Below are 24,913 nucleotides of genomic sequence, written 5' to 3'. Positions count from 1 at the left end.
ATTTGACCATGTTCGACACCAATCGGCGCGGCGTTCTCGGTGCCTTGGGCGCTGGCGTTGCGCTGTCCCTGTGGCCGCGTGCAAGCCGCGCGCAGGAGGCCGACGAGCCGGACGAAGTCTCGGTGCTGCGCGATCCCGATGCGCCGGTGCTCGGCAACGCGGCGGGCGATATCGCAATCGTCGAATGGTTCGACTACAATTGCCCGTATTGCCGCAAGCTCGATCCCGAGCTGCACCAGGTCGTGCATGACGACGGCAAGGTGCGCTGGGTCCTGAAGGAGTGGCCGATCCTCGGTCCGGTGTCGGTCGTCGCGGCGCGGATGGCGCTGGCCTGCAAATATCAGGACAAATACGCCAGGGCGCATGAGGCCCTGATCGGCACCAGCTCCAAGCTGACGGAGCCGCGGATCGACGAGCTTCTCTCCGAGGCAGGCATCGATGTCGATCGCGCCAAGCGCGATCTCGCTGCCGACGCCAAGGCCATCGACGCCATGCTGGCGCGGAACGACAAGCAAGCGCGCGGGCTGCGCTTTCGCGGCACGCCGTCCTTCATCGTGGGCAAGTTCAGGGTGCCGGGCGTGCTGACAATGGCGCAGTTCGAGCAGGTGATCGCCGATGCGCGCAAAGCCGCGGCCGCCAAATAGGCGGCGTTGCGATTTGACAAGCAAAGGGCGCCTTGACCCGGAGGTCGAGGCGCCCTGGAAATGACAGCGCTGCGTGCGTGACTTTGCCGGCGTCAGTTAGCGCCTGTTACTTGGACGAGATGCGCACCCAATCGTCATGCGCGCGGGTCTTCAGCGAATTCCAGCTGTCCGCGGCGACGTCCCAGTTCACGATGGTCCGGCGGCTCTGCGCGGTCGGCCCGTTGGCGACCTCCGAGGTCTGCATCGAATCATGGATGTAGACTCCGAATCCGAGCAGTAGCGCACCCAGGATCATTCCCACGAATGTCCGCATGATCATGTTCTCCAGTGTGACGGCCGACAACGCCGCCGCCCTAGCTTGGTTCCGCCATCACGGCGGAAGGTTCAGGCGCGATTGCACCGACTAAGTGCGTGGTTTTTCGGGACGCGATTCTGGCGCGGATGTGACCAGATTGAGCGATTTGAGCTCGTCGGGCTTGAACGTGAACAGCTGGTCATGCGGCGTTTCCATCGCATGCACCCAGACCTTCAGATCGATGCCCATATCGGCCAGGTGGCGCTGGCAGCGTGCCGAGATGTTCTGCGCCCGGCTCATGTCGTCGCCGGATCGCGCCGCGCTGGCGGTTCGGACGGCGGCAATCTGGTGCACGCCGATCACGGCGCGCTCGCCGGCGCGTCGCTCGATGCCGCCGGCGAAAACGAGCGGACAGGATGAGGCGCAATATTTGCCGGCCTCGATCTCCGTCGCGAATTTGCGTGCGCGGATGAGCCGGCCCATCGCAAGCGCATCCGCGACCGAGCCGCCCGGCGAGTTCAGCACGACGGTCCTGATATATTCGCCGTGCCGTTCGACCTCCTCCGTGAAGGCGCGTGCGCTGCCGGGCGTGATCGTGCCCGTCGCATAGAGCCGTCCGCCGCCGCGCAGCTCGAGGCTGAGCGGCTGCTCCAGCGCGGGATCGCCGGTCGGCAGCGCCATCAGCCGCTTCAACAGCGGCGCCAGCACCGAGGGCGTCTCCGGCTGTTCGGGCTGGATGTCGAGCTGAGGCGATGCTGCGTCGGAGCCGAGCCCGGTGTGATTGATCTCGACGAGATCGGCCGCAAGCACGGCAATGCTGACGACGAGGACAGCGCGAAAGATCCAGCGCAGGATGCTTTCGTCGGGATTGCCGGCGAGCCATGGATGGAGGTGCCGATGCAGAGCGGACCCCACGGGATTACTTCCCGATCCGGGCCGACGATAGCGAGGTGACGTTCTCATCGCCGGCAGCCGCCGCAGCTGGTGCGGGCGGTTCGACCGCCATCGCCGCAGCCGGTTCGCCGGAGGTCGAGACGGGCCGTGCCTCGGCCGCGCGCCGTGCGTCCTCGACCTCGCGTGCGATCTGCAGGGCCGTGACAAGGTCGCTTGCGGTCAGGCTGGACGCGCTCGCGACCGGCAGACCTTCACGGCGGATCGCGGCATGCACGACGCAGAGGATCAGGACCAGCACCGCTGGCATGAGGTCGATGGAGATTGCGCCGGCCCAGCTCGGAATGAAGTCGCCGGCATAGCGCAGCACCGCTTCGGCCGGCGACAAGCTCTGGAACCGGGTCGGCTCGATGCGCGGCAGCGCCAGGATCTTGTCCGCGGCATCCGCAAGCGATGCCGCCTGGGTCGCAATCGCGCCTTCGACCTTGCCGACCACGGCGGTCTGCCGCTCGGCGAGATCGCCGCTGCGTCCGCCGGCGGCTGGAGCGATGAAGCCCGACGACAGCGAGGTCGCAGCGCGCTTCACCGCGGGCGCGACCGAGGTCTGCTGCAGATTGGCGATCACGCCCATCAGGTTCAGCGACTCCGTGGCGAAGGCGTCGCTGCGCGTGGCGATCGGGCCGCGGTCGGAGATCAGCTCGCGCATCTTGGCGAGGCTCTTGCTACCCTGCTCATAAAGCCCGGAGACGCGCTTGCCGGATTCCTGCACCTGTTGTCCGAGCCCGTCGAGCTGTGTCGACATCTGGCTGAGCAGCTGCACGACCGTGCCCGAACCCGAGGTGCCGGTGAGTGAGCCGGCGCGCTCCGCTTCCGCGAGCTTGGCGAAGCGGGACGAGGCGAGCTGGATGTCGGGAAGCAGGCTCTGCGCCGCAATCGCCTGGCTGTTGGCCCGGTCGAGATCGCGCGTGTAGTTCTGCACCGTGATCGCAAGGTGCTGCTGGATTGCGGCGGCGCCGGCCAGCGCCGAGGCATTCAGCCAGGACGACATCGCGACGATCATCAGCGAGCCCAGCAGCATGCAGCCGGCCATCAGCAGCCGTCCGACCAGGCTGGTGACGTGCGGCATGAACTGCATCATGAACACCCAGAAGGCGTAGATGCCGACCGAGACCGCGACGGAATAGATGACTGCGGCGAAGAACACCGTGGTTGCGCTGCCATTGAGCAGCTCGCGAACGCCAAGATAGGTGTAGACGCCGGCGGCGAGCGCCAGGATCGCCGTGGTGAGCTTGAGCGTGATCTCGAGACGGTTCACGCCATTGGCGAGCAGGACGGCGGTGGGCCGGGCGGACGACAGCGCCACGGGCGTGGAAAGCGAGGGCATGAGCGGACCTTCGGCGGCATCAAGACCGCCCTGAGCAGCGCCCCCGCTGTTTGGTTAAGGATCAAGTCATGCGACCAAATCCCGACGACATTGTGTCCCCTGGGTTACCGAACCGTCATGCGGATGGCCCGCTGGATGCAGCGTGCGCGTGAATCAGCTCGTCAGCCAGCGCAGCAGCTCGACGTTCACTTCGCGCGGATAGCAATGGCTGAGATCGTCGATCTCGCGATAGACGACATCGGCGCCCGACTTGGCCAGCGCATCCCGCGTGTGCCGCGCGACCTCGACCGGGAACATCCAGTCGAGCTGGCCATGGACGATCTGGATCGGCAGTCCGCGCAGACGATCGCGGTCGGCAATCTGGGCCATCAACGGATGGAAGGTCGCCGCGATGGGAGCGAGGTGGGTGAACGGCGAGCTGTGCTCCAGGCCGCTGACATAGCAGAACGTGCCGCCATCGCTCATCCCGGTCAGCAGCATTCGCGCGGGATCGATCGCCACCCGGCTGCGCACGAGATCGAGGATGCGCACCAGATTCGGCGTGTCGGCGTCGTCCCCCATCAATGCCCAGGTCGGACCCATCGCGGTCGGCGTCACCAGGATGGCGCCGAGGCTGCGCGCCGCGCGCAGCCAGCTCCACAGGAAATCGCGTCCATTGCCGCTGCCGCCATGCAACGCCATGACCAGCGGCCAGGCACGATCGGCCGTGTAGTATTCCGGCACGTAGAGCGAGAAGCCGCCCCGGTTGCCGATCTCATTGTGGTCGTGAAAGACGGTGTCCTTGCCGGCCGACGACGCTGCCAGCAGCTGGCGCAACGTGTCGTCCTGCTCGAACGTCGGTTCCAGGAAGAATTCGCTCAGCGGCGGCAACGTCGCCGCCAGCGGAAACAGAGCCTCGAGCGCGCGCGGCAGCTGGCGCAGCGCGCGGTACACATCGATCAGATCACCTTCGCCTCGCTGGACGGCGCGCAGGCCCGCAAACGACGCCAGCGCTGCCTCAGCAGCGGTGTCGAAGGCGATGCGGATATGGGCAAAATCGGCCGGCCATGCGGTGAGGTGGGACCGCGCGGTGTGCAGGACCTGATCGGGATCACCGATCTCGGTCATCACCTGGTCGAAATCCGGCGGGTTCAGATAACGCGCAACATAGGACAGAGCTTCGAGCGTCTGGAGCAGCGGCGGCAACACGATGAGGATGTCGTCCACCACGGCTTCTGTCATGCGGGTCTCCCTGGCCGAGCGGCCGAACTGTATCACCCGCTTACCCGCGAGCGCCTGCATGCAAACGCAAAATCGGAGGTGCGGGCAATGATCATTTTCCGAACGCGGCGGTTCCACGTCCCGGTAGGCCGCTCGGAGCCTCATAGCGATCGCTGTCGGCGGCCGATCGAGGCGGGCGGCGATGCGCGGTGTCTCTAGGGGACTGCGCCCAACTCGCCCCGCTTGGACGCGGAGGCGTTCCGACCGAAGGTCGATGGCCGGCTATGCCAGACCCAGCGACATCCGCCGCTCAGTGCAGCCGCGGCGCCTTGAGCAGCTTGGCGCGATCGGTCGAGGCCACGGTGACGTCGAAGGTGACGCCCTCGTGATGCACCGTGAGTGGCACGTCCACGCCGGCGTCGCCGAGCGCCCAGAGCTTGCGGTAGAATTCGCTCTGGCTCGTCACCTTGTCGCCATTGATGCCGAGGATGACGTCGCCGGCCTTCAATTCGGCGCGGGCGGCGGGGCCGTTGTTCGAGACGCCGATCACCACGACGCGATCGTCGACCTCGGTGGCGTAGAGGCCGAGCCAGGGCCGGGCCGGCTTGTTGACGCGGCCGAACCGCTTGAGATCGTCGATAATCGGTTTCAGCAGATCGATCGGCACGATCATGTTGACGTGCTCAGATTTGTTGTCGCGCTCGCGTTCGAGCTGCAGCGATCCGATGCCGATCAGCTCGCCCTTGGCCGAGAGCAGGGCAGTGCCGCCCCAATTCGGATGCGCCGGATGGGTGAAGATCGCCTCGTCCAGCAGATATTCCCAATAGCCGGCGAATTCCTGCTTGGCGATGATCTGGCTGGCGACGGATCGCGTGCGGCCGCCGGCGCCACCGAGCACCACCTGATCGCCAATCTTGGCAGACTCCGAGGAGCCGAGCGGCAATGCCGGCAGGTCAAGCTGCCCGAGCGCCTGCACCAGACCGAAGCCGGTGGCGAAATCGAACCCCAGCACGTGGCCTTCGACCACCCGGCCATCGTTGAGGTGCAGCCAGACGGATTCGGCCTCGGTGATGAGATAACCGATCGTGAGCACCAGGCCTTCGTCGATCACGACCGCATTGCCGGCGCGTTCGGTGCCGAGCGTCTCCGCGCTGAACGCGTCGGCGGGAATGATCGCGTGCAGGCCCACGATCGAGGACAAGGCGTGATCAAGATCATATTGGTAATCTTCGGCGCGAGGCTGGAAGGCGAACGGCACTTTCCATTCGGTCAAAGAAGGCATCTCTTTCTCCTGCTCTGTCGCCGCCTGGAGGCGCCGACCAAGCTCTTGCTTCGTGTCGCGTCATGGCCGCAGCATTGAAGCGAGCTTAACATCTTTCAACGTCGGCGCCAGTTCCGCGGATCCGCCGGTCGTCCGGGAGGAACGACGGTCCGCGCCGGTCACAAGCGGCCACAGCCCTTCGCTGGAATCGGCCAGACGAACCATGCTCCGGCCGCATAGAGGTTGCCGACCGGTGCATTCCCCATTCTCGCCGCGACATGGAAGCGTCCGGCGTCGAGCAAGGCTCCATCGGCGGCGACGATCGTGGCGATCATGCGGTCCGCGGGCCCGAACACCACGACGCTGTCCGGCTTGATCACAAGCGCCATGGTGGCCATGCCGGCGAACCAGGCAAAAGCCACGGCCAGCAGCCCCCGCCAGGGCAGGGGGGAGTATCGGAGAGTCCGATCAGTAATCGTAGGCATGCTCGAACATGTAGCCGGCCGCTTCGAAACGAGTGACATCCTGAACCAGCGATCGGACCGGTACGTCGACGCCGATGCGCCGGGCACCGGGACGGGACTGAACCGGGACACTGAATATAGGCAGTCCATCGAAGGCTGCCAGCCGCCCGTCGCCAGGAGGAACGACGATGGTGACCAGGATGCGATGGTTGCCGGCCACTTCACCAAGCGTCGCCCCGGCATGGCGCCCGAGCTGCTTCACGAACGCGTCGAACTTGGCGTAGCGTTCGGTCTCGACCAGAACGCCCGTTGCGCCTTTCGCGTCGGCCACCTCGCGGATGACCGTCACGCCGGGGATGGTCGCGAGCTCCGCCGCCGGCAGGCCGGTGACGACGCTCCGAATGGTGAGAACGGCCGGATCATAGCCTGCCGCATAGCCGATCACCGCCGCATAGGCGGCCCGGGCGGCATATTGCAGGCTGAGCGAGATCCGCCGCTCCACCGCCCGCAGCGAAGGGACGAACGGTGTCTCGCGCCAGAACTGGTCGAGCTTGGCGGCAAAGGGGTAGCGATACCACGGCGTCTGATACAGGAACGCCGCGTAGTCCTGCAGCAGAGCCAGGTTGAACGCATCCTCGGCCGTCTTGCCATGGTCCGTCGTCGCCGCGCTGAGCGCTCCGATGCTGGTCTCATAGGCGCCTTGCAGCGCCATCTCGGCGGTGAAGCTGAAGCCGATGATGTAGTTTGTCAGCTTCTGATCCGACGTGGCCGGGCCGGATCCGGCAGCCTGCCGGGTCGCGCGGCACAGGCTGCGCCAGAAGCCGGCGATGCTCGATGCATAGCGGAAGTCGGATTCCGATCCTTGTTCGGTGACGGCTGCAAGATCGTTATAGGCGTGGACGATGTACCATTCGGGAAACGTCAGAAAGCTGTCGCCCTGCGCCCGTGCATAGCCGGGATCGCTGATGCCGAACTGCGACGTGACCGCAGGCGTCGGCACGTCCGCGGTGCAGACCGTCTCGACACGGATCACCGTGGCGGCAACCCCGAGCGCCGCGGCAGCCACGACCGCGATGGCCAGATAGGCGATTTTGCGACGCAGGCTCATGCGTGCGCGGGCCTCGCGCCCCAGGGCGACCAGCCGACGGCGATACCGAGCGCGCCCAGGGCAAGATGCGGCAGGCTGGACAGAATCTTCACCAGCAGCGAGCTGTCGCGGATGCCGTCGATGACGATCGAAAGGTCGAGATAGCCGGAGCCCGTGAACACGCCCATGACCCCGTCGAGGAAGTACAAGGTGCCGAAGACGCGCAGAAAGAACACAGCGCTCCGTCGCGTCGCCATCGCGGCAAGGGCCCAGAGTCCCGAGGCGACATGCAGCGCGTCCTTGTAGATGTCGAGCTGGAACAGGCCGAAGACGCGCCCCTGTGCATCGATGAAGGACGGGATGTAGTCGGTCGCGGCCGCAAACAACAGCGCTACGGCCAGGGCAAGCGCGGCGATGCGATAACGATCGAGTGAGAAACTGGCGGCGGTTGGTGTCATGCGAAATAGGCGTCCCACATCGCGTTGCGGAACAACAGACCCGGATCATAGTGCCGCTTCGCGGCGACAAAGCGCGCGGCCGCCGGATAGGCTTGCTCGACCTGATCGCGGCGGGCATGGAGGCGATAGGGCAGATAGAACGCGCCGCCGATCGCGGTGACGCGATCGATCAGCGCTTCGGTCGTGCGCAGCATGTCGACCTCGCCTTCCGGTGTCGTCATCTGTGAGAACGACATGACGGCGGCGATGCGGCGCACCGGCGCGATGGTGAGCGCGGGCGTCTTGTCCTCGGCGACGTAGCGCAAGGTGACGTTGAGGAATTCGGCCCTTGCTTTCGGAATGATCTCGCGGCACGCGGTGAGGAACTCGCCGAACCGCTCCGGCGCGACGAAATATTCATGCAGGATGTCGGTGCGGTGCATGTCCTTCTGCGCCAGATTGGCGACCGGCTCGGCCATCAGTGAGTTGCGGGTGTAGTGGCTGTCGGAGATGGCGGGGCCGAGTCGTGTCTCCATGAACCAGCGCAGCCCCTTGGCGACTTCCCAGCCGGTCTGCGCGCGGTAGATTGTGTTGGCGACGCCCGTCAGCTTGCCCGAGTTCGCCGCCGGCGGCAGCGTCGCGGGCGCATCGGGCGCGGGGCGGAAGGTGACGAGCAGCGCGTCGTCGAAGAACGCCTTGCGCGAAACCGACATCCGGCCATAGGCCATCTTCACATGGCCATCGCCGTCGATCGCGCGCGTGAACTGCGCGGCGAAGGTCTCCGGCGGCAGGCGCTCGAAGCGCGGTTCGAGCAGCAGGTTCGGCACCATCTCGACCTCGAGATCGACGATGATGCCGAACAAGCCATAGCCGCCCATCGCCAGCCCGAACAGTTCGGCGTTCTCCGTGCGCGAGCATGTCACCAGCGTGCCGTCGGCGAGCAGCATGCGGATCGACTTCACCGTGGAGCCGAACGGTCCATAGGGCACCGGCCAGCCATGTGCATTGACGCTGAACGTGCTGCCGACGCCGAAATCACTGTTCGACTGCATCACCGCCGGGGAGAAGCCCTTCGGGTCGAGCGCGGCAATCACGTCCCACCAGCGGTTGCCGGCAGCGGTGCGATAGGCCTGCGCCGTGGTGTCGAGCTCGATCGGGCCGCCGTCGAGGGTCACGGCGGTGCCGTCCCGCGGCAGGCTCTGACCGCCCATCGAATGCCTGGCCACGGCGGCAGTGACCGGACGTTTGGCGGCCGCCGCCTCCTTCAGTTCGGCGCGGAGCCGGGCGATCAGATCGTCAGTGGTGGGCCTGGAGATCACCACGTGCCTGGCGACCGGCGTCGGATTGAGCCGGCTCGCATCGTTGAGGATGGTGCGTAACTCGGCCTGGGCCCGCGGCATCCGCGCCAAAGGCAGCGCCGCGGCCGTCGCTGCGGTGTGCAGAAACCGTCGTCTCGAGATCATGGCGCGGACTCTCCTTGCCCTTACGGAGTCTACGCCACGATCGTAAACGTTCGAAAAATTCCGCGGCCTCAGTCCGCGGGCTGAGCCCGCGCCGGCATGATGCGGAACTGACGGCCCTCCTTGAGCCAGGTCGCCCGCTCGTCGCGCAGCAAGGTGCGGCGCACCTTGCCGGAATCGTCGCGCAGCATCACGTCGACCAACTCATAACTTTCCGGATGCTTGTAGCGGCTGAGCCGGTCGGCGAGAAACGTGCTCATGCCCGCGACGATCGCCTCGGTGTCCTTGGCGCGGTCGATCTCGACGATGGCATGCACGCGCTGGCCGAGCTCCGGATCGGGCAGGCCGACCACGACGCAGGAGCGGATGTCAGGATGCGCCATCAGCGCCGCCTCGACCTCGGCCGGATAGATGTTGGCGCCGCCGCGCAGGATCATGTCGGCAAGCCGGTCGCCGAGATAGAGATAGCCATCGGCGTCGAGCCGGCCGATGTCGCCGAGCGACTCCCAGCCGTCGGCGCGCCGCTTCGGCTCGGCGCCGAGATAGTGATAGGTGCTGCCGGGGCCGTCCGCCGGCAGGAAGTAGATCTCGCCGCTCTCGCCCGGAGGGACGTCGTTGCCATCGGGGCCGAGGATGCGAAGCTTGCACGTCTCGTCGATCTTGCCGACCGAGCCCTTGTGCTGCAGCCACTCGGTTCCGGAGATGATGGTGCGGCCTTGCCGTTCGGTGCCGCCATAGAGCTCGTAGACGCGCTCCGGTCCGAGCCACGCGATCCATTGCTCTTTCAGCCATGGCGGCATCGGCGCGGCCATGTGGAACACCATTTTCAGGCTCGACACGTCGTAGCTGTTGCGCACGGGCTCCGGCAGCGCCCAGATCCGGTGCATCATGGTCGGCACGAAATTGACCCATTGGATGCGCTGCGCCTGGATCAGCCGCAGCGTCTCCTCCGCATCGAACTTCACCATGCCCGTCAGTTTGCCGCCGGCAAACAAGGCGTAGTGCGATACGATGAAGGGCGCGTTGTGATACAGCGGACCGGGATTGAGCAGCGACGCGCCCTTCGGGATTCCCAGCGGCGGCTCGGCGGCGGTGTCGGTCACCGCAGGTTGATGATCGAGGATCACCTTCGGGCGCCCGGTCGAGCCGCCCGATGTCATCGCCTTCCAATAGCGCGACACCGGCGCGCTGAGCGGCTCATCGGAAAAACTTTCCGGCGTGAAATCGGCCGGCAGCGCGTTGGGAGCGTTCCAATCGGCCTCGCCGCCGACCACCAATGATGGCTGGAGAATCTCGAGCACCGCAGCGGCCTCACCGCGCGGCAGTCGCCACGACAGCGACGTCGGCGTCGCGCCGCATTTCCACACCGCGAAGCTGGTTTCGAACAGTGCATTGCCGTTGGGCAGGCCGATGGCGACGAAGTCGCCGGGCTTCACGCCTTTGGCCGCGAAAGCGCGCGCACGGGCATTGGCGCGACGCTCGAGCTGATCCCAGGTCAGCGCGTCCGTTCCGTGCTGGACCGCGATGCTGTCTTTGGGCTTGCGCTCGGCATACCAACGCGGCACGTCGGCCATCGGGATCAGCATCTCGTCCTCCGCTCATCGGGCGCCTCGCATGGGCACCCGTTCTTGGTCCGGCAGGCTCACGCCGCGGACATCAGTGACGGAAGGAGTTTTGCCTGAACTGCGAGGATGCGTCCATACGCGCACGCCGCAGGGTTTCGGATGGCAGTTCTGCGAAATGGCGCTTGTAGTCGAGCGAGAATTGGCTGAAGTGCCAGAAGCCGTGGCGCACGGCGATGTCGTAAATTCCGTCGCGCGGATCGCGTCGCGACTTGAGGTCGCGCCGCACGCGATTGAGCCGGATGGCGCGCCAATAGCTGACAGGGCTGGTCCCGAGCACGTCCTGGAAGCAATAGCTCAGCTTGCGGCGGCTGGCCCCGACCGCCTTGCACACATCGAGCAGCGACAGCGGTTGATCCGATGACGCCAACATCATCTCGGTCGCCTGCGCGACGATACGCTTGCGTGCAGCAGCGCTGCGGCGGGTGTCGCACAAGCGTGCGTCGGGCAGCAGGTCGGTGATCGCAAGCAGCAGGCTGTCCTGCAGCGCCTCGCTGATCGTCGTGTCGTGCAGGAACTCCTCAGGGGCGCCGAGCACAGCGTCCATCGCGGCGAGCGCCGCGCGCAATCGACGGAGCGCGTCAGCCGGCGCCGCAATGGCGCGCATCCGATGTTTCAGATCAGCGGGTAGCTCGATGGCGAGCTGACCGGCGATCGCTTCGATCAGCTGTGTCGACAGGGTCATTCCGCGCAGCTCGAACGCGCGCGGTGTGCAGAAGTCGATATCGGCGTCGAAGGACACGACCAGCGCATCCTGCGTGATCCCCGTGCCGTTGAGGCTGAGCGGTCCCCCGCTGTGCCAGGCGAGGCCGACGCTGAAACAGTCGGCGTCGAGGCGGCCATATTGCCGGACCTGCTGGCTCGTGACCTCGCGGAAGATCTGCAGCCGCGGCAGCGAAATCTGGGTGAAGCTGCCCCGGAACGCACCGGCGCTGATCTGGTCATAGGTCAGCCGCCAGCCGCCGAGTTGCGCACAGTGCTCGTCGACGTCGGCGCTGGTCGTCTGCACCAATCCCGGGCGCCCGGTCCGAATCTGCGGCGTGTTCTTCAAGCTCATGACATGATCGCGGAATCTGATGCCGGAGCACCTGCAAGATGCGGGCCATTGCTGGCCGGCGCCCCTGGCGGATTGCGGCTGATCTTGCCCGATTTCGATAACGCTGTCCTGCGTCTGATTGGCAGTCTCGCGCACGACTGCGTTCTGGCCGAGCACAGCTTGTTGCCGGAGGATGCGCGCCCCACGATGTCGACCGGCGCGCGGCCTTCGGGCTATCGCGGTGCAATCGTCCTGACCGTCCGAGGGTGCCGAAACAATCGATGGAGATATCCATGCAGGACATCACTGCCGCCGCTGCAATCGCCGTCCATCCGCTCGATCCCTTGACCTCGGAGGAGATCGCGGCCGCGTGCGGTCTGGTCCGGGCTGCGGCGGCTGCGCCGGATCATTGCCGCTTCCCGATCGTGCGGCTGGAAGAGCCCACCAAGGCCGAACTCACCGCCCATGCGGGCGGACAGGTCTTGCCGCGCAAGGCGTTCGTCGTCTCGCTCGATATCGCCAGCGGTGAGTCGGTGGAACTCGTCGTCGACCTCGGTAGAGCAGAAATTGTCGACCGCGAGGTGGTGCCGAACCGCGAGGCGCCCTACGGCCAGCCGCCGGTGACGCTCGAGGACTTCTTCCGCTGTGATGCCACGGTGAAGGCCGATCCCGGCTGGCGCAACGCGATGCGTCGCCGCGGGCTGACGGACAAGGACATCGAGCTGGTGCAGATCGATCCGTTCTCCTCCGGCTTCTTCGACCTGCCGTTCGAGCGGGGCGCTCGCATCGTGCGTGCGGTCAGTTACTTCCGCGAGCATCTGCAGGACAACGGCTATGCGCATCCGATCGAAGGCGTGGTCGCTGTCGTCGACCTGATCGCAGGCAAGGTCATCGACCTCACCGACGAGGATCCGGTGATCCCGATCCCGCGCAAGAAGCGCAATTACGGCGCCCATGAGGTGGCATCGCCGCGCACCGACATCAAGCCGCTCAACATCGAACAGCCGGAGGGGCCGAGCTTCACGGTCAACGGCTGGAACGTCGAATGGCAGAAATGGAGCTTTCGCGTCGGGTTCACGCCGCGCGAAGGGCTCGTGCTGCATCAGCTCGGCTATCAGGATGGCGGGCGCAAGCGCTCCATCATTCATCGCGCCAGCGTCACCGAGATGGTCGTGCCCTACGCCGATCCGACCGCCAATCATTTCTGGAAGTCGGCGTTCGACGCCGGCGAATATGGCCTGGGCGCGCTCGCCAATGCGCTCGAGCTCGGTTGCGACTGTCTCGGCAACATCCATTATTTCGACGTGCCGGCCGCGAACAGCAAGGGCGAGCCGTTCGTGATGAAGAACGCGATCTGCATGCATGAGGAGGATTACGGCATCCTCTGGAAGCATTATGAGGTCCGCAACGGCCTGTTCGAGGTGCGGCGCTCGCGTCGTCTGGTCGTCAGCTTCTTCGCCACCGTCGGCAATTACGACTACGGTTTCTACTGGTACCTTTACCAGGACGGTACGATCCAGCTTGAATGCAAGCTGACCGGAATCATCCAGACCGCGGCGGTCGCGCCGGGCGCGACCTATCCCTGGGGTGGCATGGTCGACGACAATCTCGGCGGCCCCACCCACCAGCATTTCTTCAATGCACGCCTCCACATGGATATCGACGGCGGCGGCAACACGGTGACCGAGCACGAATTCGTGCCGCGGCCGTGGGGCCGCGACAATCCGTACGGCAATGTGTTCGACACCACCAGCCGTGTGTTGTCGCGCGAGCGCGATGCTGCGCGCGTCGCCAATGGCGAGACCGGACGCTACTGGAAGATCGCCAATCCGAACCTGACAAATTCGGTCGGCGGCGCGCCAGGCTACAAGCTCGTGGTCAATCCGAGTCCACTGATGCTGGCGCAGGAGGGCAGCTTCGTGCGCAGCCGTGGCGGGTTCGCGACCAAGCATGTCTGGGTCACCGCCTTTGACCCGGCCGAGAAATATGCCAGCGGAGACTATCCGAACGTGCACGCCGGCGGCGACGGCCTGCCGCGCTATGCGGCGCAGAACCGTCCGATCGAGAACACGGACATCGTGGTATGGCATTCGTTCGGGCACACCCATGTGTGCAAGCCGGAGGATTTTCCGGTCATGCCGGTGGAGTATGCGGGCTTCATGCTGAAGCCGGTCGGCTTCTTCTCGGCCAATGCCGGCTTCGATGTCCCGGTTGATCGTAACGCCAGGAGCGTGCGGAGTGCCCACACGCCGCCGGCAGCACCGGCCGGCGACACGTGTTGCCACAAGGGCTGAGGGACACAGCCGGATGTGCTGCCTGATCGCCCTGTTGATCTCCGGCTGGTGCTGGCGGCTCGGGCGGCGGCCTGCGCTCTCCGCAGGCCATTGCTGCAGGGGGGAGAAGGTCTCATCCGGCGGCCGCCGGCGTCTCGCGATGACGGCGCTGGCGGGGGTGTCGCTCGGCGCGGCCATCGCGGTCGATGTCGCGGCCGCGTCCACCGTGTCGTCATCGCTGATCGCGCCGATCTGCAGCGCGTTGTTGCCGCGCTGACCAGACGGATGCAGGCCGGCAATAGGTCACGCGTCAGCGCGTACCGATATGTCGTGCCTCGCAACGCCTGCCGACGCTGCATGGTGGCGTGCGAAGCCGGCCGCAGCATGGCGCATTGAGCCCCGGCTTGCAGCGGAAGGATCGTTCCATGAAAAGCTTAGGCCGGGCACGAAGGCCCGGCCCGTCCGACCATGGCGACCGGATTGCTCCAGCCCTGAGAACGCCATTGGGACAATTCGACTGATCAGCCGCCGTTCAGCTTGGTCGTAAGCGTTGTGAAGATCCCCACCAGGGTCAATCCGAGCTTGTTCAGTATGGCAATGATCGCGAGTGCGATGCCGGCGGCGATCAGCCCGTATTCAATCGCCGTTGCGCCTGATTCATCTTCGTAAAATTTGAGCAATAATTGTTTCATCGCAGCCCTCCACCGTCTGCCGCTTCGGTCGCCAGACGGTGCCCGCGAAACTACGGGAAGGAACCTAAGGTAGTATGAACAGTGTCTCGCCAAGTTTCCCAACTTGGCTGAATATGTCAGAAATGACAGTTGAAAAGATCAGCCTTGCACGTGAACGGCCTCAGGCCGGCACGCCCGCGGCCTGCAGAGCTTCCGCATAGGTTGCGGCCATTTTGCGCACCGGAAACGGGATTCGTGCCAGGAATTCGGACACGGTGAGATCGGGCTCGATCTCGAGCAGCTGGCGCGCGACCGAGGTCGCGCGTGCGAGATGTCCGCTTCTGACCAAAGCGACGATCAGGACGCGAAGCGCGACCGCAAAGCGGCGGTTCTGTGCGAGGGCCGTCTCGGCCCATTGGATGGCTGCGGCGAAGTCGTCCTCCGCGACCGCGTGGATCGCCATGGCGGCGGCTGCGAACCAGCCGCGTGGATCGCGCGGATTGAGCCGCTGCGCGCGTTCGATCAGGGCACGGCCAGCGGCCGTCTCCCCCGCCATGATCTCGATCCAGCCGCTCAAGGTCAGCGCCATCGCCGAGTTGGAGTTGATCGCGAGCGAGCGCCTGAACAGCTCGCGTGCAGGGGCGGTGTCGTCCGCCATGTTCCAGATCGCGAAGGCAGCCATCCACAGCACCTGCGCATCGTTGGGCGCGCATTCGCTGGCTCGCCACGCCAATGCGACGGCGGAGGCTTGGTAGTCCTCATCCGGCGTGCGCCAGCCCTGGAAGTGGCGCAGCGCCTGGCAATAGGCCCGGGCGGCCATCGCCGGCGCGCAGGCGGGATCGATCGCCAGCGCCTGATCGAGGCAGGTGATCGCTGCCGCCAGGCTGTCCGGCGTGAAGGCATCGCGCAGGCTTGCCGCGCGCAGCAACAGGTCGTAGGCGTCGGGATGCAGCGGGCGCATCGCGCGGCGGCGTTCGCCCTCCGCGAGCTCGAGCGTCGGCTCGATTGCCGCCACGATGCTTTCGCTGATGCGGTCCTGGAGCGCGAAGACGTCGTCGATCTGTCCATCGAAGCGTTCGGCCCAGAGATGCACGCCGGACGACGCATCGATCAGCTGACCGGTGATGCGCAGGCGTGAGCCCGCACGTCGCACGCTGCCCTCGAGAACGTAGCCGGCGCCCAGCTCGCGGCCGACCTCGCGGATGTCGACCGCCTTGCCCTTATAGATGAAGGAGGAGTTGCGGGCGATCACGGCCAGGCCGCTGCAGCGCGACAGCGCTGTGATGATGTCCTCGACGATGCCGTCGGCGAAATACTCCTGCTCGGGGTCGTCGCCGATATTGGTGAAGGGCAGCACGGCGATGGCGGGTCCGTCGAAGGCTGGCGCAGCCGCAACCGGCGTTCTGACCATTGCGGCCTGCTCGCGGACCTCACCGACGAAGCGGATGCCCTTGCGCGGAATGGTGCGGATCAGGCGCTGCGTCTCGCCGCTGTCGCCGATCGCGCTCCGTGCCGCGCTGATACGGCTTGCGAGCGTTGCTTCGGAGACGATGCGGCCGCTCCACACCTCCGCCAGGATGTCGTCGCGGCTCACCACCCGGTCGCGTGTCCTGATCAGGAAGGCGAGCAGATCGAACACTTGTGGTTCCAGCGCGATCAGGCCGTCGCCGCGGCGCAGCTCACGGCGATCGAGGTCCAGCAGGAAGTCGTCGAAGCGATACAGCACGGGCGCCGCCATGGGATGTCGCAGAAGCCGGCCGACCTTCAGGTGACAGGCTCCACAAAATCAAGCGCGCCTCAAGGAAAAATCAAAGCCGTCTGCAAGCGGATCACGGTCGCATGGCGCACAAGACAGCCAGATGGAACCAGGAGCCGACGTCATGCCAACACCCTTTCACCAGAGCCGACGCCATTTTCTGACCTTGGCAGGAACCGCCGTTGCGGCCGCTCAACTTGGATCCGGCGCGGTGGCCGCGGAGCGCGTCAAGAACGCGCCGTCGCTGCCGGCGATCAGGCCGGGGGCGGCGACGCTGGGCCCGATCAAGCAAGTCACCGCAAGCGAGATCAGCATCGGCTATGCGGAAGCTGGTCCGTCCGATGGCGCCGTCGTGATCCTGCTGCACGGCTGGCCGTATGACATCCACAGCTTCGCCGACGTCGCGCCGGCGCTGGCCGCCGCCGGCCAGCGCGTGATTGTTCCTTATCTGCGCGGCTACGGCTCGACGCGGCTGCTGGGGGCGGCCGCCCTGCGCAGCGGCCAGCCGGTGGCGGTCGCCGCCGACATCGTCGCTTTGATGGATGCGCTCGAGATCAGGACGGCGACGCTGGCCGGCTTTGATTGGGGCGCGCGCACCGCGAACATCGTCGCGGCGCTGTGGCCCGAGCGGTGCAAGGCCATGGTCTCGGTCAGTGGCTATCTCATCGGCAGCCAGCAGGCCGGCCGCATGCCGCTGCCGCCGGCCGCCGAGCTGCAATGGTGGTATCAGTTCTACTTCGCGACCGAACGCGGCCGCGAGGGCTATGACAGGAATCGTCGCGACTTTGCCAGGCTGATCTGGCAGACGGCTTCGCCGAAATGGGCGTTCGACGAGGCGACCTTCGCCCGCAGCGCCGCGGCCTTCGACAATCCCGATCACGTCGATATCGTGGTACACAATTATCGCTGGCGGCTCGGCCTCGCGCAGGGAGAGGCGAAGTATGATGCGCTCGAAGCGAGGCTGGGGGCATTTCCTGAGATCGCCGTGCCGACCATCACGATGGAAGGCGACGCCAACGGCGCGCCGCATCCTGCGCCGGAGACCTATGCCAGGAAGTTCACCGGCCGCTATGAGCATCGCCTGGTCAGCGGCGGCATCGGCCACAACCTGCCCCAGGAGGCGCCACAGGCCTTTGCGCAGGCGGTGATTGACGTCACGGCGGGGGCATAGCGCGGTCCTGTATCGCGCCTCGCCACGTCATGGCTGGCTGCGCCGCAGCCACGTCTCCCGGCGCACGACCCATTTCTCGGATCGGGTTTCGCCATTGTGGTGCGGGAGCTCGACAAAGCCGACGAACTCGGCGCCGGTCTTCTGCTTGACCCGGCGCGATGCGGCATTCGTCGCGACGTTGCAGACGTCGAACTGATCGAGCCCGAGCGGACCGAAGGCGAAATCGTTCACGGCGGCGATCGCCTCGCTCATCAGGCCGCGGTTCCAATAGGGCTCGGCGAGCCAGAAGCCGCGATGGCCCTTGGATGATTGCATCCGTGGCCGGAAATGAATGTTGCCGATCGCCTCGCCGTCACCGTCACGCAGCACCAGGACCCATTGATAGATCTCCTCGCCGGCGGCGATCCTGTCGAGCTGCAGCCTGACGAAGCTTTCAGCGCCGTCGGCCGGATAGGGCCAGGGGACGGCGACTGAGAGATTGCGGATGATGTGCCAATTGTCGAAATGGCGCTGGATGGCCGGCGCATCCACGAGCCCCAGCGGTCGCAGGATCAGCCGAGCGGTCTGTAACGCGGGTGTGAGCATCGGACGGGTCATTAAGCAGCTTGAGGTTGCAAAAACCGCCCCTCATCATCCTATCCTACCGTTGTTAATGCATTGTATCGGTATTAAGGTTGCCGGGAACTTGTGTTCCATGCACGGAACTCTACACTTCCGTGCTGCAACATTCCCGTGCATTAGTCGAACACACACGTGACTGCGTTTGCAGGGTGTGTGCAGCGGCCGCGGGGAAACTGCGACCGTTCGGGCCCGGTGTTGTGCCCGAACGTCCATGATCGACGGCCGGCGGGATCAATTGCTGATCTTGGGTGGGATTTCGACTTGGGGTGTTGTGTATGCGTCGCGTTACGGCCAGTCATCACTCGCATTATACTGAACAGACCTCCGATCCACGCATTTGGCGTGATCGTCAGCTCGGACGAGCCGTGCCGTTTTACGGCTCTGAGCTCTTCCAGCTCGGCTGCCCGCCATTGGCCTCCTTCATTGCGGCCTTCCTGGGCTGCCTGATGACGCTGCATCTGGGTGCGACCGGCCTTGCTCCGCCGATTGCATCCGCAGCGGCCGCGCTTCTGTTGAGCGCGTCGCTGATCGTGACCCGTACGGCGAGCCTGGTGCCGAGCACATTCTTCTCGTCCGCCTATGGCGGGAGCTTCGTCGGCATGACGCCGGCGGCGTTGTTGAACGCGAGCATCCTCCGCACAGGCCTGTCGCTCGACTCGACCTTCATCCTCCTGTCGCTGTTTTGCGGATCCGTGTTCTGTCTGGCCTGCGCGCTGGACATGTGGCTGCGCGGTGGGCTGGCCCGCGGCTATGGCGGACGATTGGGCGCCTTGGCGGCATTAGCCTCCTTCCTGTTCATCGGCTTGGCGCCATCGTTCGGCACCGACATCCATCTGTTTCCGATGGCGGGCAAGGGCCTGCTGGAGCAGGGGAGCGGTGCGGCTGCGCTCACCTTCGTCCAGTGCGCTGCAGGCATCATGGCGACGATGGCGGCCCTGCGCTGGGCTCCCGTGGCGGGATCGGCGCGCGCGGTACGCATTGCCGTCGCCGCCGCTGTCGCGTTCGTCGGCCTGCTGGCCTTGCAGCACATCGTCGGCAGCGGCACCTGCGATCTCGAAGCCTATTATGCGGGTTGCTTCGTCGGCATGTCTTCGCCGCGGCGTCTGCGTGGCATCGTTCAGGCGATGGCGGTGGCGGCGGTGCTGACGGTCATGCTGATGATGACCTGTCCGATTCTGCCTGTCGTCGGCGGCAGCCTTGGCTATGTCGCCTTCGTCTCTGTCGTTTTCGTGGACGCGGCTTTCCTGCTGTTCGTCGAGGCCGGAGAAACGCCGCGCCACACGTTGGTGGCAGCGACGCGGGGCTTGATCGCGGCGCTCGCGATTCTCGCGGTGATGCTGCCGAGCGAACTGCTGATCGAGCAGCAAGCCGGTGTGGCCGCGGGCCACGCCGCTGCGGCGCCGGTGCCGAATCGGCCGCCAGGACCCCGGCCGCTGCAACCCGATGCGGGCCGCACCCTCAGTGATGCGTCTTCGGCGGCGGAAGCGAGCTACGATCTCCCGATGCTGATTTTGCAGCCCGAGCGGCGCGAGCCGCCGAACCTTCAGGCCGAGGATGCTGCTGAGCCCGCCCCGGTCCTCCCCGGCGAGCGTCAGCCTGAGCCGCAGCACGTCACCCGGCACGGCCAGGCGGCGGTCCAGCCGATCCATCCGGCGGTCGTGAAGCGCAACCAGCTACGCGTCGTGCCGCCAGCGACAGCCCGGCCGCGGGTCGTGGCCCGGCAGGACGCGTCGCTGCTGCAAGCATGGCGGCCGGATCCGTCGACAGCGGCGGGGCCATGATGGTGAGGCGCGGCGTGTACAACTGATCCCGCGCAGGCGACCTGCAGTCGCGTGTGCGGTCCATCGTCCGAGGGACAGGAGCGGGAATGACCGACCTCCATGTACGCGGTCTGGAAGTGCCCAAGGCCCTTGATCTCAGGGCATGGTCGGCGGAGCTGTTTTGGTCGTTTTCGCGGAGCGCACAGGCGCTGCCTCTGCCTCCTTTATATCTCGTGCCGCTCGCATCTTTCGCCGGCGCATTCCTCGGCTGCCTGGCGACGCTGTATCTGAGCCAGTTCGGCGTGCCTGCGGCGCTTGCGTCTGCCACGGCCACGCTGCTGATCTGCATTGTCTTGATCGCTGCGCCCAGCCGGAAGCTTGTCCCGGCGACTTTCGCCTCGTCGGCCTATGGCGGCAGCTTTGCCGGCATGACGCCGGTGGCGATGCTCAGCGACAGCGTGGCCCCTTTCGGCCTGTCCGCGGAAACCTCTTTCCTCGTGTTGTCTGCATTTTGCGGGGTGATGTTCCTCGCCTTCTGTACAATCGAAATCCGGCTGCGGATCGTGCTGCTGCGCGGCTATGGCGGCCGTTTCGGCGCGCTCGCAGCGGTGGCGTCGTTCGTCCTGCTCAGTCTGGCACCGATGCTCGGCAATGGCGGCGAGCCGGTCCGTCTGATCGGGATGGACGGGTTTGACCAGGGGCTCGGCGGGACCTTCGTCATCTTCGAGCTCTGTGTCACCGGCATGATCGCAACCATGATCATGCAGAGACTGCCGGGCATGGTCACGGCAGCGCGCGCAGCGCGGATCTTCGTCTCGGCGACCGTGGCCTTCATCGGCCTGTTCGCGCTGCAGCTGATGCGTCCCGACGATCTCCCAGTCGCGGATGCCTATTATGCCGGCTGCTTCCTGGGCATGTCATCGCCGCACCGGCTGCGCGGCGTGCTGCAGCCGCTGCTGGCCGCGGCGACCTTGACTGCCCTTCTGGTGAAGGCCTCAGCAATCTTGCCGAGTGTCGGCGGCAGCCTGGGCTTGGCGGCCTTTCTCTCGGTGGCCGGCGTCGACATGGTCAGCCGGTTGTTCCGCGGCCTGATCGTCTCGCCGGATCATTCGACTGTGGTCTTGCGCGCCAGGGCCCTGGCGTGCGGGCTCACGGCCATGGGCGTACTGCTCCCCGGCGACGTGCTTCAGACTCAGCAGGCTCGCGAAGACACCGGAGCGATCATCATGTCTGCGGAGACCGCTGTCGCGGCGCCGGCCGCCGCGCCGGTTCCTGCGCCAGAGCAGCCGGCCGTGGAGACGTCCGCGCTGGTGGCGCAGGTCACCGCATCCGCCGATCCGGTGCCGCCTGTTGAGGCGAAGCCGGACGTTGTGGCGCCCGTGATTCCGCCGCCGCGCGGCGAGTTGCCGCGTCCGCGCCGCACCCGGCCGCCCGCGACCGTTCTCACGCGCGCGCCGGCCGGCTCCGAGCCCTGGAGCATCATTCGGACCGGAGCGCCGGAGCGGCCGGCACGCGTGGCGGCTCCTCGACCAGCTGCCGCCAAGCGCAGCCCGGCGCCGCGCCCAGCCAATGCCGTGTCACTGTCGTCCAGGCCGGCACCGTCCGCCGCGGACATGCCGCGCTGACGCGGGCTCAGCCGAACTTGCGCCGGGCATCGAGCGCCAGCCCGAGGCCGACGCTGCCGAGCAGGTCGGTCTCGGCGACGCGGGCATGCGGAAACAGCGCGAGGATGGCCTCCCGCAAGGTCGGGACCATGCTCGAACCGCCGGTGAGAAAGATGGTGTTGATGGCAGCCGCTTCGACGTCCGCATCATCGAGCAGCGTCGTCACCGTTCTCACGACCCGCTCGACGGAATCGGCGATGGCACGATCGAAATCCTTGCGGGTGAACTTGATGCGCGCCCAGTCGTCCTTCTCCGACAGTACCGCGGTCGTCGACTTTGCCGCGGTCAGCGCGATCTTGGCCTGCTCGACGCCGATCGCGAGCGTATGGCCGCGATGGTCCTCCACGACCTTGATGAAACGGTCGACGAGGTCCCGCCGGTCGGCCTCATAGCGGATCTGGCGCAGCTCGTTGATGACGCCCTTCTTGTAGAGCTGGTTGATGCGGTGCCAGGTGGCGAGCTCGTGATAGTACAGCGTCGGCAGATTGCGCTTGCCGTCGGCGGTCAGGCTGCCATAGCCGAGATGCGGCATGACGCTCTTGAGGCTGAGCAACCGGTCGAAATCGGTACCGCCGATATGAATGCCGCCATTGGCGAGGATGTCGCCCTCGCGGTCAGCCTCGCTGCGCCGCTCCGGCGACACGCGCACGATCGAGAAGTCCGAGGTGCCGCCACCGATGTCGACGATCAGCACCAGCTCCTCGCGCGTCACCTGCTGCTCATAATCGAGCGCCGCTGCAATCGGCTCGTATTGGAACGCGATGTGCCTGAAGCCCTGCTCGCGCGCGATCTGCTCCAGTGCGGCCTGCGCCTCGGCATCGGCCGCGTCGTCCTTGTCGACGAAGCGCACCGGGCGGCCGAGCACGACCTGATCGATCTCCTGGCCGAGCCGGGTTTCGATCTGCGTTTTCAGATGCGCGAAGAAGAAGCCGAGAATGCCGGCGAACGGCACCGCCTTCTGGCGGATGTAGGTCTTCTCGTGGATCAGCGCGGTGCCGAGAATGCTCTTCAGCGCGCGCATGAAGCGGCCGTCATGGCCGGTCAGGTAGCGCTCGATTGCGCCGCGCCCGAACTGCACGCCGTGATCCTCGAAATCGAAGAACATCGCGCTCGGCAGGGTGCGATGCTCCCCCTCCAGCGGGATCAGTTGTGCGGAGGCGTGATCGCTGAGGCCGACCGTGGTGTTCGAAGTGCCGAAGTCGATGCCGCAATAGGCCGCTGCCGCCATGCTCGTCTCGTTTCCAGTCCGGGGGGGCGGTCCGCTTAGCCGTTCGGCGACGCCGTGTCATCCGCGAATCTGCAGACCGACGCGCATGGCAGCGTGCTGGGGTGGGATGACTGGGCACGATTGCTCCATGAAGGAGCAGCCAGGAGCGTTTCGCCGCCTGGCTGCCCAATCCTCATTCAACCGCTCTGAACGCCGGACCTTCGAAGCGCAGGCCCGCGGCGCCGCGCTGGACGCGATCATGCGCGGCGTGGACCAGCCGCGCTTCGCCGGCCTCGGCCAGGCGCGCGCGGCCGTCCAGCAACGCGGCAAGGCGCGTGAGCGCCAGCGCTCGGTTGCGATGCTGGGAGCGGCCGTCGCGCGCGATTGCGGTGAGCCCGGTCGGCAGGTGGATGGCGCGCACAGCGCTCTCCGTCTTGTTCTGGTGCTGGCCGCCGGGCCCGCCGGCGCGAAAGCTCTCGCACCTGACGTCGGCGGCCGCGAGGTCCGGCACCTGGTGCGGCAGCGGCAGATCGACGATGCCGACGAACCAGTTCTTGCGGCCGTGATGCGGCCGCAGCGGACTGCGGCACACCCAGAGCAGCGGGCCCTGCGTCCAGCGCTGCGCGATCTGGTCCGCGAGAGGTCCATCGAGCACGACGATCGCGCTGGCCGGGCCGAGCCGGTCCGCCTCGTTTTGAGCGATCGCGCAATCGCAATCCGCTGCATCGGCTTCGGCTGCGAGCGCTTGGAGTGCATGCGCGACCGCGAGCCTGCACTCGGCGGGACCGCGCCCCGCCGTGAGAAGGAGCCGCCTCATCGGCGGTCCTCCTTGCGCGGTCGGATCGTTGCGATCTTCTTCACCGTGACCAGCGGCCGGAAGCTGGCGACGACGCGCGCAAGCCCGAACGCTTCGAGATCGGCGATGACGCCGGCGATCGGTTTGTAGGCCTCCGGCGCCTCCTCGGCGAGCAGCGCGCGATCCTCGCAGATCACGCGGCCACCGAACGGATTGCGTGACAGCCGCTCGCGATCCGACTTGGTGGCGCCGACGCGGCCGATCATCGACGACCGGTCGAACTTGCGGCCGGCGCCATGGGCGATCGACCACAGTGCCTCCTGGGGCGCCGTGGCGAGCGGTGCGACCAGATAAGACAGCGCGCCACGCGAGCCTGGCACAACGACGAGGCCTTGATCCGACGGTGCCGCACCCTTCCGGTGCAGCATGCCCTCGGCGCGATGCGCGATGCAATTATGCGAGCACGCGCAGACGGAGACGGCCTCGCAGCGCAGGGCCGTCGCTGCCCGCCGTGCGATGATAGCCCGGTTCAACGACGCCCAACGCAGCGCATGATCATGTGCTGCCAGATACGCCTGTCCGGCCTCGGTGTCGGGCGCGAGCGGCTTGAGCCCGTCCGCGACATGCCGTTCGAGCAAGGCGTGGCCGAGGCCGCGCGAGCCCGAATGCACCAGCAGATAGGCGCGGTCGCGATCGATGCCGCAGCTCGGATCGAACACCTCTTCCACCGCCTGCAGCTCACAGAAATGATTGCCGCCGCCGATTGTGCCGAGCGCGGCATCGAAATCGGACGATGGCAGCTCGTGAGCTATCAGCTCGCTTGCGATATCGCCGTCATAGGGCTTTGCGATGTCGCGCAGCCGGTCGGCCGCCTTGTCGACGCGGATGCGGCGGGACGCGAGATCGAGCTGATACAGTGCCATGCCGCAGCCGGCGTCGGAGCCGACGAAGGCCGGATGGATCTGGTCGGCGAGGATGGCGCAGCCGACCGGGCCGAACTTGCCGGGATGCAGGTCCGGCAGGCCGGCGACCGCGCGCACGCCAGGAATGTCAGCGACTGTTTCGAGCTGGCGCACAGCGGCGCCCTCGATCCAGGAGCTGGATGTGTAGAAGCCGTGGACCGGCGCACGGCCGTCCACGCGATGGGAATTGCCCATGTGGGTACCTTGGAGAGATAGGACGATCTTGTCAGGGATAGTCAGCGCGTGCGGAC

23 protein-coding genes are annotated in these 24,913 nt (G+C 66.3%); 6 read left to right on the top strand and 17 right to left on the bottom strand.

From position 1 onward, the window contains the following. Window positions 1–8: 8 nt before the first annotated feature. Window positions 9–644 (top strand): DsbA family protein, encoded by a 636-nt coding sequence (locus tag HL671_RS30110; RefSeq protein ID WP_172241365.1) that lies wholly within the window; start codon window positions 9–11, stop codon window positions 642–644. A gap of 106 nt (window positions 645–750) precedes the next feature. Here the strand turns inward: HL671_RS30110 and HL671_RS30105 are convergent, their stop codons facing one another. The 11 genes from HL671_RS30105 to HL671_RS30055 form a co-directional block, all read right to left on the bottom strand. Further along, window positions 751–957, bottom strand: a complete 207-nt coding sequence (locus tag HL671_RS30105; protein ID WP_012041400.1) for a hypothetical protein — start codon at window positions 955–957, stop codon at window positions 751–753. Between the two features lie 90 nt (window positions 958–1,047). Then, window positions 1,048–1,854: a COG3904 family protein gene (locus tag HL671_RS30100; RefSeq protein ID WP_172241362.1), complete on the bottom strand. Its 807-nt coding sequence runs from the start codon at window positions 1,852–1,854 to the stop codon at window positions 1,048–1,050. A gap of 4 nt (window positions 1,855–1,858) precedes the next feature. Further along, window positions 1,859–3,214 (bottom strand): hypothetical protein, encoded by a 1,356-nt coding sequence (locus HL671_RS30095; protein WP_172241359.1) that lies wholly within the window; start codon window positions 3,212–3,214, stop codon window positions 1,859–1,861. Between the two features lie 153 nt (window positions 3,215–3,367). After that, window positions 3,368–4,435 carry an alpha/beta hydrolase gene (locus HL671_RS30090; RefSeq protein WP_012041403.1) on the bottom strand — a complete coding sequence of 356 codons (1,068 nt, stop codon included), beginning with the start codon at window positions 4,433–4,435 and terminating at the stop codon, window positions 3,368–3,370. A 289-nt stretch (window positions 4,436–4,724) separates the two neighbouring features. Further along, entirely contained in the window at window positions 4,725–5,696 is a 972-nt protein-coding gene (locus HL671_RS30085; RefSeq protein ID WP_012041404.1) for a S1C family serine protease, read from the bottom strand. Between the two features lie 158 nt (window positions 5,697–5,854). Then, window positions 5,855–6,097: a hypothetical protein gene (locus tag HL671_RS30080; protein WP_307769053.1), complete on the bottom strand. Its 243-nt coding sequence runs from the start codon at window positions 6,095–6,097 to the stop codon at window positions 5,855–5,857. Window positions 6,098–6,143: 46 nt separating this feature from the next. Continuing rightward, the gene (locus HL671_RS30075) at window positions 6,144–7,247 is read right to left on the bottom strand and encodes a hypothetical protein (RefSeq protein ID WP_012041406.1); all 1,104 of its coding nucleotides are present in this window, start codon (window positions 7,245–7,247) and stop codon (window positions 6,144–6,146) included. Next, complete coding sequence (locus HL671_RS30070; RefSeq protein ID WP_012041407.1) at window positions 7,244–7,684, bottom strand: DUF4383 domain-containing protein; 441 nt, start codon at window positions 7,682–7,684, stop codon at window positions 7,244–7,246. The genes HL671_RS30075 and HL671_RS30070 overlap by 4 nt, the downstream gene beginning before the upstream one ends. Next, on the bottom strand, window positions 7,681–9,126 hold the full coding sequence (locus HL671_RS30065; protein ID WP_172241353.1) for an FAD-binding oxidoreductase: 1,446 nt from the start codon (window positions 9,124–9,126) through the stop codon (window positions 7,681–7,683). Before HL671_RS30065 ends, HL671_RS30070 begins: the two co-directional genes overlap by 4 nt. 68 nt (window positions 9,127–9,194) lie before the next feature. After that, on the bottom strand, window positions 9,195–10,709 hold the full coding sequence (locus HL671_RS30060) for an AMP-binding protein (RefSeq protein WP_172241350.1): 1,515 nt from the start codon (window positions 10,707–10,709) through the stop codon (window positions 9,195–9,197). Between the two features lie 70 nt (window positions 10,710–10,779). Continuing rightward, window positions 10,780–11,802, bottom strand: coding sequence for a helix-turn-helix domain-containing protein (locus HL671_RS30055; RefSeq protein ID WP_172241347.1), 1,023 nt, complete (start codon window positions 11,800–11,802; stop codon window positions 10,780–10,782). A 260-nt stretch (window positions 11,803–12,062) separates the two neighbouring features. On the opposite strand from HL671_RS30055, the gene HL671_RS30050 reads away from it, so the two are divergent. Continuing rightward, window positions 12,063–14,075, top strand: a complete 2,013-nt coding sequence (locus HL671_RS30050; protein WP_172241344.1) for a primary-amine oxidase — start codon at window positions 12,063–12,065, stop codon at window positions 14,073–14,075. Window positions 14,076–14,088: 13 nt separating this feature from the next. Continuing rightward, the gene (locus HL671_RS30045) at window positions 14,089–14,331 is read left to right on the top strand and encodes a hypothetical protein (RefSeq protein WP_041750351.1); all 243 of its coding nucleotides are present in this window, start codon (window positions 14,089–14,091) and stop codon (window positions 14,329–14,331) included. Window positions 14,332–14,575: 244 nt separating this feature from the next. On the opposite strand, the gene HL671_RS30040 is transcribed toward HL671_RS30045, so the two are convergent. Both HL671_RS30040 and HL671_RS30035 read right to left on the bottom strand, forming a co-directional pair. Then, window positions 14,576–14,746 carry a Flp family type IVb pilin gene (locus tag HL671_RS30040; protein WP_012041413.1) on the bottom strand — a complete coding sequence of 57 codons (171 nt, stop codon included), beginning with the start codon at window positions 14,744–14,746 and terminating at the stop codon, window positions 14,576–14,578. 160 nt (window positions 14,747–14,906) lie between these two features. Beyond that, on the bottom strand, window positions 14,907–16,463 hold the full coding sequence (locus HL671_RS30035; RefSeq protein WP_172241341.1) for a winged helix-turn-helix domain-containing tetratricopeptide repeat protein: 1,557 nt from the start codon (window positions 16,461–16,463) through the stop codon (window positions 14,907–14,909). A gap of 142 nt (window positions 16,464–16,605) precedes the next feature. Between HL671_RS30035 and HL671_RS30030 the strand changes: the two genes are divergently transcribed. Then, window positions 16,606–17,652 carry an alpha/beta fold hydrolase gene (locus HL671_RS30030; RefSeq protein ID WP_172241338.1) on the top strand — a complete coding sequence of 349 codons (1,047 nt, stop codon included), beginning with the start codon at window positions 16,606–16,608 and terminating at the stop codon, window positions 17,650–17,652. Window positions 17,653–17,679: 27 nt separating this feature from the next. Here HL671_RS30030 and HL671_RS30025 read toward each other — a convergent pair whose 3' ends face one another. Continuing rightward, window positions 17,680–18,237 (bottom strand): GNAT family N-acetyltransferase, encoded by a 558-nt coding sequence (locus tag HL671_RS30025; protein ID WP_041751254.1) that lies wholly within the window; start codon window positions 18,235–18,237, stop codon window positions 17,680–17,682. 548 nt (window positions 18,238–18,785) lie between these two features. On the opposite strand from HL671_RS30025, the gene HL671_RS30020 reads away from it, so the two are divergent. Both HL671_RS30020 and HL671_RS30015 read left to right on the top strand, forming a co-directional pair. Beyond that, complete coding sequence (locus HL671_RS30020; RefSeq protein WP_246579734.1) at window positions 18,786–20,054, top strand: hypothetical protein; 1,269 nt, start codon at window positions 18,786–18,788, stop codon at window positions 20,052–20,054. An 86-nt stretch (window positions 20,055–20,140) separates the two neighbouring features. After that, a complete protein-coding gene (locus tag HL671_RS30015) occupies window positions 20,141–21,658 on the top strand; it encodes a hypothetical protein (RefSeq protein WP_172241332.1) in 1,518 nt (505 codons plus the stop codon). 7 nt (window positions 21,659–21,665) lie between these two features. Here HL671_RS30015 and HL671_RS30010 read toward each other — a convergent pair whose 3' ends face one another. From HL671_RS30010 to HL671_RS30000, 3 genes are all read right to left on the bottom strand, one after another. After that, window positions 21,666–22,925, bottom strand: coding sequence for an Hsp70 family protein (locus tag HL671_RS30010; protein ID WP_012041419.1), 1,260 nt, complete (start codon window positions 22,923–22,925; stop codon window positions 21,666–21,668). A gap of 172 nt (window positions 22,926–23,097) precedes the next feature. Beyond that, on the bottom strand, window positions 23,098–23,721 hold the full coding sequence (prfH, locus tag HL671_RS30005) for a peptide chain release factor H (protein ID WP_012041420.1): 624 nt from the start codon (window positions 23,719–23,721) through the stop codon (window positions 23,098–23,100). Then, the gene (locus HL671_RS30000) at window positions 23,718–24,857 is read right to left on the bottom strand and encodes an RNA ligase RtcB family protein (RefSeq protein WP_012041421.1); all 1,140 of its coding nucleotides are present in this window, start codon (window positions 24,855–24,857) and stop codon (window positions 23,718–23,720) included. The genes prfH and HL671_RS30000 overlap by 4 nt, the downstream gene beginning before the upstream one ends. Between the last annotated feature and the right edge of the window lie 56 nt (window positions 24,858–24,913).

The organism is Bradyrhizobium denitrificans (genome assembly GCF_013179005.1).
In the GTDB taxonomy this organism is placed as follows: domain Bacteria; phylum Pseudomonadota; class Alphaproteobacteria; order Rhizobiales; family Xanthobacteraceae; genus Bradyrhizobium; species Bradyrhizobium denitrificans.
The sequence above is the reverse complement of the archived record's forward strand: the minus strand, read 5'-3'. Positions and strand labels throughout refer to the sequence as shown.

Bases quoted from the DNA above. Each gene is read 5' to 3' on its own strand.
- HL671_RS30090 (WP_012041403.1), bottom strand. From the start codon at position 4,435: ATGACAGAAGCCGTGGTGGACGACATCCTCATCGTGTTGCCGCCGCTG.
- HL671_RS30085 (WP_012041404.1), bottom strand. From the start codon at position 5,696: ATGCCTTCTTTGACCGAATGGAAAGTGCCGTTCGCCTTCCAGCCTCGC.
- HL671_RS30055 (WP_172241347.1), bottom strand. From the start codon at position 11,802: ATGAGCTTGAAGAACACGCCGCAGATTCGGACCGGGCGCCCGGGATTG.
- HL671_RS30010 (WP_012041419.1), bottom strand. From the start codon at position 22,925: ATGGCGGCAGCGGCCTATTGCGGCATCGACTTCGGCACTTCGAACACC.
- HL671_RS30000 (WP_012041421.1), bottom strand. From the start codon at position 24,857: ATGGGCAATTCCCATCGCGTGGACGGCCGTGCGCCGGTCCACGGCTTC.
- HL671_RS30105 (WP_012041400.1), bottom strand. From the start codon at position 957: ATGCGGACATTCGTGGGAATGATCCTGGGTGCGCTACTGCTCGGATTC.
- HL671_RS30095 (WP_172241359.1), bottom strand. From the start codon at position 3,214: ATGCCCTCGCTTTCCACGCCCGTGGCGCTGTCGTCCGCCCGGCCCACC.
- HL671_RS30070 (WP_012041407.1), bottom strand. From the start codon at position 7,684: ATGACACCAACCGCCGCCAGTTTCTCACTCGATCGTTATCGCATCGCC.
- HL671_RS30065 (WP_172241353.1), bottom strand. From the start codon at position 9,126: ATGATCTCGAGACGACGGTTTCTGCACACCGCAGCGACGGCCGCGGCG.
- HL671_RS30060 (WP_172241350.1), bottom strand. From the start codon at position 10,709: ATGCTGATCCCGATGGCCGACGTGCCGCGTTGGTATGCCGAGCGCAAG.
- HL671_RS30045 (WP_041750351.1), top strand. From the start codon at position 14,089: ATGTGCTGCCTGATCGCCCTGTTGATCTCCGGCTGGTGCTGGCGGCTC.
- prfH (WP_012041420.1), bottom strand. From the start codon at position 23,721: ATGAGGCGGCTCCTTCTCACGGCGGGGCGCGGTCCCGCCGAGTGCAGG.
- HL671_RS30030 (WP_172241338.1), top strand. From the start codon at position 16,606: ATGCCAACACCCTTTCACCAGAGCCGACGCCATTTTCTGACCTTGGCA.
- HL671_RS30110 (WP_172241365.1), top strand. From the start codon at position 9: ATGTTCGACACCAATCGGCGCGGCGTTCTCGGTGCCTTGGGCGCTGGC.
- HL671_RS30040 (WP_012041413.1), bottom strand. From the start codon at position 14,746: ATGAAACAATTATTGCTCAAATTTTACGAAGATGAATCAGGCGCAACG.
- HL671_RS30015 (WP_172241332.1), top strand. From the start codon at position 20,141: ATGACCGACCTCCATGTACGCGGTCTGGAAGTGCCCAAGGCCCTTGAT.
- HL671_RS30035 (WP_172241341.1), bottom strand. From the start codon at position 16,463: ATGGCGGCGCCCGTGCTGTATCGCTTCGACGACTTCCTGCTGGACCTC.
- HL671_RS30050 (WP_172241344.1), top strand. From the start codon at position 12,063: ATGGAGATATCCATGCAGGACATCACTGCCGCCGCTGCAATCGCCGTC.
- HL671_RS30025 (WP_041751254.1), bottom strand. From the start codon at position 18,237: ATGCTCACACCCGCGTTACAGACCGCTCGGCTGATCCTGCGACCGCTG.
- HL671_RS30075 (WP_012041406.1), bottom strand. From the start codon at position 7,247: ATGAGCCTGCGTCGCAAAATCGCCTATCTGGCCATCGCGGTCGTGGCT.